At 69.4% G+C, this 13,036-nt stretch carries 12 protein-coding genes; all 12 read left to right on the top strand.

All coding sequences use genetic code 11. The annotated features are described in order from the left end of the window. Positions 1 to 63 precede the first annotated feature (63 nt). The 12 genes from flgG (at position 64) to MKP15_RS11530 (ending at position 12,975) form a co-directional block, all read left to right on the top strand. Positions 64 to 849 carry a flagellar basal-body rod protein FlgG gene (gene flgG, locus MKP15_RS11475; RefSeq protein ID WP_104938831.1) on the top strand — a complete coding sequence of 262 codons (786 nt, stop codon included), beginning with the start codon at positions 64 to 66 and terminating at the stop codon, positions 847 to 849. Between the two features lie 23 nt (positions 850 to 872). Continuing rightward, positions 873 to 1,565 (top strand): flagellar basal body L-ring protein FlgH, encoded by a 693-nt coding sequence (gene flgH / locus MKP15_RS11480; protein WP_240212781.1) that lies wholly within the window; start codon positions 873 to 875, stop codon positions 1,563 to 1,565. 11 nt (positions 1,566 to 1,576) lie between these two features. Beyond that, positions 1,577 to 2,770 (top strand): flagellar basal body P-ring protein FlgI, encoded by a 1,194-nt coding sequence (locus MKP15_RS11485; RefSeq protein ID WP_240212782.1) that lies wholly within the window; start codon positions 1,577 to 1,579, stop codon positions 2,768 to 2,770. Between the two features lie 2 nt (positions 2,771 to 2,772). Further along, positions 2,773 to 3,972, top strand: a complete 1,200-nt coding sequence (gene flgJ / locus MKP15_RS11490; RefSeq protein ID WP_240212783.1) for a flagellar assembly peptidoglycan hydrolase FlgJ — start codon at positions 2,773 to 2,775, stop codon at positions 3,970 to 3,972. 11 nt (positions 3,973 to 3,983) lie between these two features. Beyond that, a complete protein-coding gene (gene flgK, locus MKP15_RS11495) occupies positions 3,984 to 5,867 on the top strand; it encodes a flagellar hook-associated protein FlgK (protein ID WP_240212784.1) in 1,884 nt (627 codons plus the stop codon). Beyond that, positions 5,867 to 7,069: a flagellar hook-associated protein FlgL gene (gene flgL, locus MKP15_RS11500; RefSeq protein WP_240212785.1), complete on the top strand. Its 1,203-nt coding sequence runs from the start codon at positions 5,867 to 5,869 to the stop codon at positions 7,067 to 7,069. The genes flgK and flgL overlap by 1 nt, the downstream gene beginning before the upstream one ends. A 62-nt stretch (positions 7,070 to 7,131) precedes the next feature. After that, positions 7,132 to 8,370, top strand: a complete 1,239-nt coding sequence (locus MKP15_RS11505; RefSeq protein WP_161614439.1) for a flagellin — start codon at positions 7,132 to 7,134, stop codon at positions 8,368 to 8,370. Positions 8,371 to 8,701: 331 nt separating this feature from the next. Then, entirely contained in the window at positions 8,702 to 9,949 is a 1,248-nt protein-coding gene (locus MKP15_RS11510) for a flagellin (RefSeq protein ID WP_104938837.1), read from the top strand. A gap of 240 nt (positions 9,950 to 10,189) precedes the next feature. Beyond that, on the top strand, positions 10,190 to 11,551 hold the full coding sequence (fliD, locus tag MKP15_RS11515; protein ID WP_240212786.1) for a flagellar filament capping protein FliD: 1,362 nt from the start codon (positions 10,190 to 10,192) through the stop codon (positions 11,549 to 11,551). Positions 11,552 to 11,660: 109 nt separating this feature from the next. Continuing rightward, positions 11,661 to 12,080: a flagellar export chaperone FliS gene (gene fliS / locus MKP15_RS11520; protein ID WP_104938839.1), complete on the top strand. Its 420-nt coding sequence runs from the start codon at positions 11,661 to 11,663 to the stop codon at positions 12,078 to 12,080. Between the two features lie 5 nt (positions 12,081 to 12,085). Further along, positions 12,086 to 12,394: a hypothetical protein gene (locus MKP15_RS11525; RefSeq protein ID WP_104938840.1), complete on the top strand. Its 309-nt coding sequence runs from the start codon at positions 12,086 to 12,088 to the stop codon at positions 12,392 to 12,394. Beyond that, positions 12,391 to 12,975, top strand: a complete 585-nt coding sequence (locus MKP15_RS11530) for a PilZ domain-containing protein (RefSeq protein ID WP_104938841.1) — start codon at positions 12,391 to 12,393, stop codon at positions 12,973 to 12,975. Before MKP15_RS11525 ends, MKP15_RS11530 begins: the two co-directional genes overlap by 4 nt. The last annotated feature ends 61 nt before the right edge of the window (positions 12,976 to 13,036 follow it).

A 13,036-nucleotide genomic window follows, 5' to 3' on the forward strand; every position in this document is an offset into this window, starting at 1 on the left:
CAGGCCATGCATTACATCCTGCAACGGCCCTGAGGGCCGGCACCCGTCGCAGAGGAACCGCTCATGAATCAGGCACTGTGGGTCGCCAAGACCGGCCTGGATGCGCAGCAGACGCGCATGTCCGTTGTCTCCAACAACCTCGCCAACACCAACACCACCGGCTTCAAGCAGGATCGCGCCAGCTTCGAGGACCTGCTGTACCAGCAGGTGCGCCAGCCCGGCGGCTCGTCCTCGGCGCAGACGCAGTTGCCGACCGGCCTGCAGCTGGGCACCGGCGTGCGCGTGGTGGCCACGTCCAAGAATTTCCAGCAGGGTGGCCAGCAGCAGACCGGCCGCGCCCTGGACGTGATGGTCAACGGCCGCGGCTTCTTCGAAGTGATGCTGCCCGACGGCAGCTCGGCCTACACCCGCGACGGCAGCTTCCAGATGAGCCCGCAGGGCGAGCTGGTGACCAACAGCGGCTACCCGGTGCAGCCGGGCATCCAGATCCCGGAAGGAGCGCAGTCGCTGACCATCGGTGCCGACGGCACGGTCAGCGTGAAGATGGCCGGTGACGCGGCTTCGGTCGAGATCGGCTCGCTGACCCTGACCGACTTCATCAACCCCGCCGGCCTGCAGGCCAAGGGCGAGAACCTGTACCTGGAAACCACGGCATCGGGCCCCGCGCAGAACGGTACCCCGGGCCTCAATGGCCTGGGCGGCATCGTCCAGGGCGCGCTGGAAGGCAGCAACGTCAACGTGGTCGAGGAGCTGGTGGCGATGATCGAGACCCAGCGCGCCTACGAGATGAACGCCAAGGCCATCTCCACCACCGATTCGATGCTCGGCTACCTCAACAACAACGTCTGATCGTGCCGCTTACGGAACCCGCCATGGCCTGCCTGTCCAACGTCCTCCGTCTTTCCTGCGCCGCGGCCAGCCTGGTGCTGCTGGGCGGCTGCGTGGTCGCCGGCGACATCCGCCCCTACCCGGCCATGGCGCCGGTGGTGCCGGTGGTCGCGCCCGCGGCCGAGGCCACGGCCGGCGCGATCTACGCCGCCGGTCCGGGCCTGAACCTGTACGGCGACCGCCGCGCCCGCGACGTCGGCGACCTGCTGACCATCACCCTGGTCGAGAGCACCTCGGCCACCACCAGCGCCAACACCGCCATCGGCAAAAAGTCGAGCATGGACATCGGCTCGCCGAGCCTGTTCGGCGCACCGGTCACCCTGGGCGGCAAGGACGTGCTGGCCGCCAGCGCCAAGGGCGAACGCGACTTCAACGGCAAGGGCAGCAGCGCGCAGAGCAACCGCCTGCAGGGCAGCGTGACCGTGACCGTGATCCAGCGCCTGCCCAACGGCAACCTGGTGGTGCAGGGGCAGAAGAACCTGCGCCTGAACCAGGGCGACGAGCTGGTGCAGATCCAGGGCATCGTGCGCGCGGCCGACATCGCCACCGACAACACCATCCCGTCCAGCAAGGTCGCCGACGCGCGCATCGCCTATGGCGGCCGCGGCGCGGTGGCCCAGTCCAACGCGATGGGTTGGCTGGGCCGGTTCTTCAACTCGCGCCTGGCGCCGTACTGAGGAGAAGAACGATGACCGGTACTTACTCCACGGCGGCCAGTGAAGCGCGCTTGCGCCTGCCCGATTGCCTGCGCGCGCGCTTCGCCGCGCTTCCGCGTCCCCGGGTCACCGGCCTGTGGGCGCTGGCGCTGCTGGCGTTCGCAGTCGCCCTGCCGGCGCACGCCGAACGCATCAAGGACCTGGCCCAGGTCGGCGGCGTGCGCGGCAACGCGCTGGTCGGCTATGGCCTGGTGGTCGGCCTGGACGGCAGCGGCGACCGTACCAGCCAGGCGCCGTTCACCGTGCAGAGCCTGAAGAACATGCTCGGCGAACTGGGCGTCAATGTTCCGCCGAACGTCAACCCGCAGCTCAAGAACGTCGCCGCGGTGGCGATCCACGCCGAGCTGCCGCCGTTCGCCAAGCCCGGGCAGACCATCGACATCACCGTGTCCTCCATCGGCAACGCGGTCTCGCTGCGCGGCGGCTCGCTGCTGATGGCGCCGCTCAAGGGCGCCGACGGCCAGGTCTACGCCATCGCCCAGGGCAACCTGGTGGTCGGTGGCTTCGGCGTGCAGGGCAAGGACGGTTCGCGGGTATCGGTGAACGTGCCCAGCGTCGGCCGCATCCCCGGCGGCGCGACCGTCGAACGCGCCCTGCCCGACGTGTTCGGCGCCAGCGGCGAGATCACCCTGAACCTGCACCAGAACGACTTCACCACGGTCGCGCGCATGGTCGCGGCACTCAACAACGCGTTCGGCGAAGGTGCCGCGCGCGCGGTCGACGGGGTCACGGTCGCGGTGCAGGCGCCGAGCGACCAGGGCGCGCGCATCGGACTGCTGGCGCGCATCGAGAACATCGAACTGTCGCCGGGCGCCGCGCCGGCGCGGGTGGTGGTCAACTCGCGCACCGGCACGGTGGTGATCGGCGCGCAGGTCCGGGTCAGCCCGGCGGCGATCGCGCACGGTTCGTTGACGGTAACCGTCAGCGAGGCCACCCAGGTCAGCCAGCCCAATGCGTTCGGCGGCGGCCAGACCGTGGCCGCGCCGCAGTCCACCATCAGCGCCAGCAACGAAGGCAGCCGCATGTTCCGCTTCGAGGGCGGCACCACGCTGGACGAGATCGTGCGCGCGGTGAACGAGGTCGGTGCCGCGCCCGGCGACCTGATCGCGATCCTGGAAGCCCTCAAGCAGGCCGGTGCGCTCAGCGCCGAGCTGGAGGTGATCTGAGCATGCGCATCGCCGCCCCGTCACTGGAACTCAACCCGGTCGCCGGCAACGACCCGGCGAAGATCGACAAGGTCGCGCGCCAGCTCGAAGGCCAGTTCGCGCAGATGCTGATCAAGAGCATGCGCGCGGCCAGCTTCGGCGATTCGCTGTTCCCCGGCGAGAACCAGATGTTCCGCGAGATGTACGACCAGCGCATTGCCGAGGCCATGACCCAGGGCCGCGGCCTGGGCCTGTCGGCGATGATCGCGCGCCAGCTCGGCGGCGCCGGCCAGGCGAGCCCACCGCTGGACACCGCGCTGGTCCCGGCGGCGAAGGCCGCGCAGGCCTACCGTGAAGCCCTGCCTGGCGCAGCGGCCGGGGGGGCGCGGCCGGCCGGCGCGGTGGAAAGCCCGCTGCCGGGCATGCCCGGCAGCCACGAGGCCTTGAGCGGCAATGTGCCGGCCATGCCGGAAGAACAGATGCTGGACCTGATCGCCGGCCGCGACAGCGGCAGCCTGCACGCGGCCATCGGCGGCCGCGGCGCAGCACCGGACGCGGCGCCGGCAGCCACCGACTGGGCCCTGGCCAACGACCGCTGGAGTGGCGTCGGCCCGGCCGCCCCGCGTACCGATGGCGTGGACATGGCCACCGCCAACGCCGCCGCCGACCAGCTCGGCAAGCACACCCCGGAAGGCTTCGTCGCCAGCATCTGGCCGCATGCCGAGAAGGCCGCGCGCGAACTCGGCGTCGATCCGCGTGCGCTGGTCGCGCAGGCCGCGCTGGAGACCGGCTGGGGCCGCCGCCACATCAAGCGCGACAACGGCGGCAGCAGCCACAACCTGTTCGGCATCAAGGCCAGCGGCTGGAAGGGCGAAAGCGCCAGCGCCGCCACCCATGAGTACGTCGACGGCCAGCGCCAGAGCCAGACCGCGCGCTTCCGCGCCTACGGCTCGCCGGCCGAGAGCTTCGGCGACTACGTACGCATGCTCAAGAACAGCCCGCGCTACCAGGCCGCGCTCAAGGCCGGCAGCGACGTGCGCGGTTTTGCACAGGGCTTGCAACGTGCCGGGTATGCCACCGATCCGGGCTACGCCGCCAAGATCGCCGCCATCGCCGCCGGCCCGACCATCGACCGCGCGGTGGCCGCCATCGGCCAGGCCGGCGCCCGCCTCGGCCAGTCCTTCGCCCACGCCGCCGGCCTGTCCGGCCTCACCCGCCGTTGAGATAGAACCCGATGTCCAGTGTCCTCTCCACCGGTAGCAGCGCCCTCATCGCCTTCCAGCGGGCGCTGGCCACCGTCAGCCACAACGTGGCCAACATCAAGACCGACGGCTACAGCCGGCAGAAGGTCGACTTCGCCACGCGCAATCCCACCGACGTGGGCTATGGCGATGTCGGCAACGGCACCCGCATCACCGACATCCGCCGCGTGGCCGACCAGCTGGCGATCTCGCGCCTGCTCGACAGCAGCGGCGAACTGGCCCGGCTGAAGCAGCTTTCCGGGCTGGCCGACCGGGTGGATGCGCTGTTCTCGGACAGCGCGACCAACCTCAACGGCATCTGGTCCAACTTCTTCGACTCGGTCAGCGGGCTGTCGGCCAACGCCGCCGGCACCGCCGACCGCCGCAGCATGCTCGACAACGCCAACGACCTGGTCAACCGCTTCAAGCAGTTGAACGGCAACCTGGACACCCTTGGCAACGAGGTCAACAACGGCCTGATCGCCGGCACCGGCGAGATCAACCGCCTGGCCCGGGAAATCGCGCAGATCAACAGCGCGATCGGCGCCGACACTACCGGCGTCGCACCGGACCTGCTCGATCGCCGCGACCAGCTGATCACCCAGCTGGTGGGCTATACCGGTGGCACCGCCGTGATCCAGGACGGCGGCATCATGAACGTGTACTCGGCCGGCGGCCATGCGCTGGTGGTCGGCGGCACCGCCTCGCAGGTCACCACCGTGGCCGACCCGTACCAGCCCGAGCGCCTGCAGCTGGCACTGAAGACCCAGGGCCAGACCATCGTCCTGGACGGCAAGGCGCTGGGCGGCAGCATCGGCGGCCTGCTGGAGTTCCGCGACACCGTGCTGACCCCGGCACAGGCCGAACTCGGGCGCATCGCCGTCGGCCTGGCGCAGGCGTTCAACGAAAGCCACCGCGAAGGCATGGACCTGTATGGCGACATGGGCGTGGACTTCTTCAGCCTCGCCCCGCCCAAGGTCGCCGCGCACAGCGGCAACAGCAGCGCGAGCACCGCCACCGTCAGCGCCAGCTACGGCGACGTCGCCGCGCTCGACGGGCAGAACCTGCAGCTGCGCTTCAACGGCAGCGCCTGGGTGGCCACGCGCACCGACACCGGCGCGCAGGTGCCGATGAGCGGCAGCGGCAGCGCCGCCGATCCGTTCGTGGTCAACGGCATCGAACTGGTGGTCGGCGGTACCCCGGCGCTCAACGACCGCTTCCTGGTGCAGCCCACCGCGGCCGCCCCCGGCGGGCTGGCGGTGGCGATCACCGACCCGTCGCGCATCGCCGCGGCCAACCCGGTGCGGGCCAAGGCCGATCTGGGCAACGTCGGTACCGGCGTGGCCGGCAAGCTCGACATCACCGACGCCGCCAACGGCGCCTTGCTCGACCCGGTCAGCATCGACTTCATCGATGCCAACAACTACACCATCAATGGCGGCCCGCCGCTGCCGTACACGCCCGGCCAGACCATCGCCGCCAACGGCTGGAGCCTGGTACTCGACGGCAAGCCCGCCGCGGGCGACACCTTCACCGTGTCGCGCACCCCGGCCGGCTCCAGCGACAACGGCAACGCTGCGCGCATGGCCGCGGTCGAGGACGCCAAGGCCTTCAACGGCGGCACCGTCACCCTCAACGGCGCGCTGGGCGGGCTGACCACGCAGATCGGCGCGGCCGCGCGCGCGGCCGACTACTCGCTGCAGGCGCAGCAGGTGATCAACGAGAACGCGCAGGCCACCCGCGATTCGATCTCCGGGGTGAACCTGGACGAGGAAGCGGCGGATATGCTCCGCCTGCAGCAGGCCTACCAGGCCGCCTCGCAGCTGATCTCCACCGCCGACACCATGTTCCAGTCGATCCTGCGGGCGGTGGGCTGATGAACAACCGCATTTCCAGCAGCATGATGTACGACCAGTCGGTGTACCTGATGCTCGCCAAGCAGAGCAAGCTCAACCACCTGGAGCGCCAGCTGGCCACCGGGCAGAAGCTGGTCTCGGCCAAGGACGACCCGGTTGCCTCCGGCACCGCCGTGGGCATGGACCGGATCCTGGCTGAACTGGACCAGCTGGGCGCCAACGCGGCGAACGTGCAGAACCGGCTGGGCCTGCAGGAAAACGCGCTGGCGCAGGCCGGTGAGCTGCTGCAGCGCGTGTCCGACCTCACCATCCAGGCCAACAACGCGGCGCTGTCGGCCGAGGACCGCAAGAGCGTTTCGGCCGAGCTGCGCTCGATCCGCGAATCGCTGCTGTCGCTGGCCAACAGCACCGATGGCAACGGCCGCTTCCTGTTCGGCGGCACCGCCGACGGCGTAGCGCCGTTCGCGACCAACAACGGCACGATCCTTTACAACGGCGACCAGACCCAACGCCAGGTCGAGGTCGCGCCCGGCAGCTTCGTGCAGGACGCCCTGCCCGGCAGCGAGATCTTCATGCGCATCCGCACCGGCGACGGCACCGTCGACGGCAGTGCCGCCGCCGGCAACACCGGCCAGGCGGTGCTGACCGGCGCCAGCCGCGACGGCAGCGCGGCGTGGAGCGGCGACAGCTACACGGTGCGCTTCACCGGCCCCGGCGCCTACGACATCCTCGACAGTGGCGGTGCCACGGTCGGCAGCGGCACCTATGCCGAGGGCGACGACCTCGTCTTCCAGGGCCTGCGCGTGCGCATGAGCGGCGTGCCGGCGGCAGGCGACGAGTTCACGGTCGGCCAGGCCGGCAACCGCGATGTGTTCTCCACCATCGACCGCCTGTCCCAGGCGCTGCAGATGGACACCTCCACCCTCGCCGGCCGCACCGCGCAGCAGAACCTGCTGCAGTCCAGCCTGCGCGACGTGGCCCGCGCTGCGGAGAAGATGATCGATTCGCGCGCATCCGGCGGCGCGCAGCTCAGCGCCATCGACAACGCCGCCTCGCTGCGCGAGGCCAACGCCATCACCCTGAAGGATTCGCTTTCGCAGCTGCGTGACCTCGACTACGCCGAGGCCATCGGCCAGTACAAGCTCGAAGGCGCCGCTCTGCAGGCCGCACAGACCGTGTTCACGCAAATGCAGTCCATGTCGCTGTTCAACATGATCCGCTGATCCAGACAAACGCAAACCGCCTTCCCATATCACGCAAGACCCGAGCACAACGGAGAAGTCCCATGGCACAAGTCATCAACACCAACATCATGTCGCTGAACGCCCAGCGCAACCTGAACACCAGCGGCAGCAGCTTGGCGACCAGCATCCAGCGCCTGTCCTCAGGCCTGCGCATCAACAGCGCCAAGGACGACGCCGCCGGCCTGGCGATTTCCGAGCGCTTCACCACCCAGATCCGCGGCCTGGACGTGGCCACCCGCAACGCCAACGACGGCATCTCGCTGGCGCAGACCGCCGAAGGCGCGATGGTCGAGATTAGCAGCAACCTGCAGCGCATCCGCGAACTGGCGGTGCAGTCGGCCAACGCCACCAACTCCGGCAGCGACCGTGACGCGCTCAACGCCGAAGTGCAGCAGCTGCTGAGCGAGATCGACCGCGTCGCCAACCAGACCAGCTTCAACGGCACCAAGCTGCTGGACGGCAGCTTCACCGGCGCGCTGTTCCAGGTCGGCGCCGACGCCGGCCAGACCATCGCGGTCAACAGCATCGTCGATGCCAACATCGACCAGCTGGGCCGCGCCGGCTTCGCCGACACCGTCGCCGGCGCCGGCGTCGGCGGCACCGCGGCGACCGCCTCGGGCGCGATCAAGGGCATCGCCGTGTCGATCCGCGCCGCCGGCGCGCCGGCCGGCGCCGCCGGCCTCACCACCATCACCCTGGACGACGTCAAGATCGAAGTGGGCGACGACGCGGCGGCCGTGCAGAAGAAGATCGCCCAGGCGTTCAACAACAAGCTGGACCAGACCGGCCTGTACGCCGAGGTCAGCGGCGGCAACATCAAGCTGACCTCGCTCAAGGCCGGCCAGGACTTCGAGGGCGTGAGCAACGGCACCCTCAGCGGCGGCACCGGCATCACCCTGTCGCTGGCCGCCGACCTGCCGGCGTCGCTGGCCGCGGCCGGCACCGCGGCGGCCGGCGGCGGCATCAACCACCTGGAGAACCTGGACATCTCCAATTTCGCCGGCGCCCAGCGCGCCCTGGAGATCGTGGACAAGTCGCTGACCGCGGTGAGCGGTTCGCGTGCGGAGATGGGCGCGATCCAGAACCGCTTCACCTCGACCATCGCCAACCTGTCGACCACCTCGGAGAACCTGTCGGCCTCGCGCAGCCGCATCCGCGACGCCGACTACGCCAAGGAAACGGCGGAAATGACCCGCACGCAGATCCTGCAGCAGGCCGGTACCGCGATGCTGGCGCAGGCCAACCAGGTCCCGCAGAACGTGCTCAACCTGCTCAAGTAAGCCGGTACAGGCAGCGCAGGAACCAGAGCCCCGGCCTGCCCGGGGCTCTGTCGTTGCGGGACGCGCGCCTGGCGGGGCGGCCGGCCGCGGCGGCGATGTAAAAAACAACGGCGCTGGAACCCTGCGGTTCCAGCGCCGTTTCCATATGACGCCATGCATCCGGACGCATCGGCGGATCGTGCGATCCGTTTTTCCAGGCGGCCCTAAAGCTGCCCGGGATGCTGCCGTTATTGGTATCAGCAGCGGTACTGCGGCGCCCTACGCCACTCCACTGCACTCAGTACCGGTCAGGTTGAGCTGCCGGATCAAACGCCAAAAAGGAATCCGAATCATGGCACAAGTCATCAACACCAACATCATGTCGCTGAACGCCCAGCGCAACCTGAACACCAGCGCCACCAGCCTGGCGACCAGCATCCAGCGCCTGTCCTCGGGCATGCGCATCAACAGCGCCAAGGACGACGCCGCCGGCCTGGCGATCTCCGAGCGCTTCACCACCCAGATCCGCGGCCTGGACGTGGCCACCCGCAATGCCAACGACGGCATCTCGCTGGCGCAGACCGCCGAAGGCGCAATGGTCGAAATCGGCAACAACCTGCAGCGTATCCGCGAACTGGCCGTGCAGTCGGCCAACGCCACCAACTCCGGCACCGACCGCGACGCGCTGAACGCCGAAGTCAACCAGCTGCTGAAGGAAATCGACCGCGTCGCCAACCAGACCAGCTTCAACGGCACCAAGCTGCTGGACGGCAGCTTCACCGGCGCGCTGTTCCAGGTCGGCGCCGACGCCGGCCAGACCATCGGCATCAACAACATCGTTGATTCGCGCACCGCCAACCTGGGCAAGATGAACTTCGCCTCCGACACCACCGCCGTCAACGTGGTTGCCGCGACCGCTTCGGGCGTCGCCGCCGCCGCCGGCAAGATCTCGGGCGTGAAGATCAGCGTGCAGCAGGTTGGTGCCAGCGCGGCGCAGACGATCAACATCGACGACGTCAAGTTCAACGCCGGCGACAGCGTGAAGACCATCAACCAGAAGGTCGCCACCGCCATCAACGACAAGATGGACCAGACCGGCGTCTACGCCACCCTGGACAGCGCCGGCGCGGTCAAGCTGCAGGCGGTCAAGGGCAACCAGTACACCACCGGCTTCACCTTCGGCACCATCACCGACGCCGTCACCGGCCAGGCCACCGGCATCACCGCCGGCGCCACCGCCTTCACCGCGCAGACCGCCGCCGCGGTGACCGCCCCGGCCCAGGAAACCGTCGCCGGCAAGATGGACATCTCTTCCTTCGTCGGCGCCCAGCGCGCCCTGGAAGTGGTGGACAAGGCGCTGACCGCGGTCAACAGCTCGCGCGCCGACATGGGTGCGATCCAGAACCGCTTCAGCTCCACCATCGCCAACCTGGCCACCACCTCGGAAAACCTGTCCGCTTCGCGCAGCCGCATCCGCGACGCCGACTACGCCAAGGAAACGGCGGAAATGACCCGCACGCAGATCCTGCAGCAGGCCGGTACCGCGATGCTGAGCCAGGCCAACAGCTCGACCCAGAACGTGCTCAGCCTGCTGCGCTGATCCGTCGGGGGTCAGCCCGACCAGGCCACGACCCGGAGCCCCCGCCAGCAATGGCGGGGGCTTCATCCATTTGCGGCCATGCAAAGCGGCCGCCGTCGCCGGCACCGGCGGCGCAGGGGATCCCGGCACGGGACTTGCACCCCAGGCGTGACCCGCGCGGTCCCGTGGCTAAAGAAGCCGGGGAACGTGCCGATATCCGGGATGCCTGCAAGGGCGTCCATTTGCGCACAAGGAATCCAGATGGCCTCGTCCTCCCTTTCCGTCGTCGGCTCCGGCCTGGACATCCCCACCCTCGTCTCGCAGCTGGTCGCCAACGAGCGCAAGCCGGCCGCCGACCGCATCAACACCCAGGGATCGACGGTCACCGCCAAACTTTCGGCGCTGGGCAGCATCAAGAGCTCGCTGAGCGGCCTGCAGTCATCGCTCGATGCGCTGGTCAAGGGCGCCAGCAACCAGGCCTACAAGACCTCGGTGCCGGAAGGCAGCGGCTTCGGCGCGACCGTGGTGACCGACGCCACCACCGGCAAGACCCTGGCGGTGGCCGGCACCTACAACGTGGAAGTGCTGAGCCTGGCGCAGCCGCAGAAGCTCAGCTCCGGCGCGTTCGCCGCCGATGCGGCGGTCGGTGACGGCAGCCTGAAGATCGCCTGGGACGACAAATCCATCGACGTCGAGATCAAGCCGGGCAGCACCCTGGCCGAAATCGCCGCGGCGATCAACAAGACCGCCAACGGCAAGGGCGTCAATGCCACCGTCATCACCGCCAGCGACGGCCAGCACCTGGTGCTCAATGCCGTGGACGCCGGCACCAAGGGCGCCCTGACCGTCTCGGCCAGCGGCGGCAACGGAGGGCTTTCCGCCCTGACCTGGGACGGCACCGGCGGCGGCCTCACCCAGACCGTGGCCGCCAGCAACGCGCGGGTGCGGGTGGACGGTTTCGAGCGCGAATCCAGCAGCAACAGCATCAGCGACCTCATCCCCGGCATCACCCTCACCCTGAACAAGGCCGAGGAAGGCACCACCAAGACCCTGACGGTCAGCCAGGACAACGCGCCGCTGAAGATCAACCTGCAGGCCTTCGTCAGCGCCTACAACGCCTCGGTCAACCTGCTCAAGAACTCCAGCGCCTACGATGCCACCAACAAGCGCGCCTCCACCCTGACCGGCGACTCGCTGGTGCGCGGCCTGCAGCAGCAGCTGCGCGGCCAGCTCAGCGCCAACGTGGTGGACATGAAGGCGCTGGGGCTGACCATCAACACCGACGGCACCCTGGCGCTGAACAGCAGCACCTTCGACAAGACCCTGGCCGAGAACCCGAACGCGGCCGCGCGCCTGCTGGGCAAGGACGGCACCCTGTCCGACGGCCTGTCCAAGCTGCTCAAGAGCAACCTGGACACCGGCACCGGCACCCTGACCCTGCGTACCGACGCGCTCAACAAGCAGATCAAGAAGCTGGAAAAGGACCTGGACGACCTCGACGCGCGCATGGAGAAGGTGTCGGCGCGCTATACCCGCCAGTTCACCGCCATGGACTCGCTGGTGGCGCAGATGCAGGGCACCAGCAACTACCTGGCGCAGCAGCTTGCCGCACTGCAGAAATAACCGTCCGACATTCAAGTAAACGGCCATGACGGCCGATACACGGATACCACCCCATCATTGCCGACGCTGCCCGGACCGCGCGCCGGACAGGTCCCAGGAGACTCTCACCATGTACGGTTCCAGCCGCAACTACGCCGAGCAGTACCGCAAGGTCGGCGTGTCCACCAAGGTTGTGGATGCCGATCCGCACAAGCTGGTGGCCCTGCTGTTCGAAGGGGCCGGCGAGCGCATCCGTCGCGCCGAGGCGTTCCTGGCCCAGGGCGACCAGGCGATGAAGGGCAAGGCCATCGGCGAGGCCTGCGCCATCATCGGCCACCTCAACGGCTCGCTCGACCACGAGGCCGGCGGCGAGATCGCCGGCAACCTCTCGGCGCTGTACGACTACGTCATCCAGCGCCTGACCGAGGCCAACCTCAACAACGACGTGGCGGCGCTGCAGGAGTCGCTGTCGCTGATGGGCGAGATCGAATCGGCCTGGAACGCGATCCCGCCCGACCAGCGCCAACGCCCCGCCGTCACCGGAGCCTGAGGACCATGATGGACCCCGATCACACCCTCAAAGCCCTGCACGACGACCTGGAAGCGCTGCGCGTTGCGGTGGAACAGGAAGACCACGCCCAGGCCGAGCGCATCGCCAGCGGCCACGACCGCCGCCTGCGCGAGTTCGTGGAGGCCTGCGGCGCGCAGTCCGCGGCCAACGGCCTGCGCAACCTGCTGGCGCTGCAGCAGTCGCTGATGGCCGACATGCTGGTACGCCGCGACATCGCCGCGGCGCGGCTGCGCGCCGGACGCCAGTCGGTGCGCGCCGCGCACGCTTACCAGCAGGCCGAATCGCTGGCATGAACACGCCCGGCGCCAGCATCGTGCACCACCCGGCGGAGGTCGAGCTGTTCGAGGACACGCTGACCTGCGATGTCTCGCTGCCGGCGGTGTTCGAGCCGGGCAGCGGCGCGATCCGCGCCGGCGCGGCGGAAATGCTGTTGCGCAGCGTGGCGCTGGTGGAAGACTCGCGCGGCGCCGACGACAGTGACGAACGCGGCGCCGACGGCAGCCAGCAGCTGGCACGGCTGGAGGCGCGCATGGACCTTGCCCTGGTGCTGCTGGGGCGCCTGCTGCGGCAGTCCACCCAGGCGCTGCCGCTGCGCCCGGTGCGCTGGTCGCGGCGGGGCCTGCGGCTCGAGCTGGGCCAGCGCAGCGGCGCGGTCCAAGGCAGCGCCGGCATCGTGCGCCTGCAGCCGGCCGACTGGCTGCCCGACCATATCGAACTGCCGGTGCAGGTGCTGGGCGAAGCCGCCTCGGGCAACGGCGGGCTCTACCTGTGGCTGCGGCTGCAGAGTACCGGCGAGGCGCTGGACACCGCGCTGGAACGCCACCTGTTCCGCCTGCACCGGCGCCAGATCGCCGACAGCCGGCGCCCGCGTTGAGGCGGCGCGTGCATGACCTTTGCCGCTTGGCGCGCGCGCGCGCGCTCGGCTAAGGTGCGGC

The organism is Stenotrophomonas sp. Y6 (genome assembly GCF_022436665.1).
Taxonomy (GTDB): domain Bacteria; phylum Pseudomonadota; class Gammaproteobacteria; order Xanthomonadales; family Xanthomonadaceae; genus Stenotrophomonas; species Stenotrophomonas acidaminiphila_A.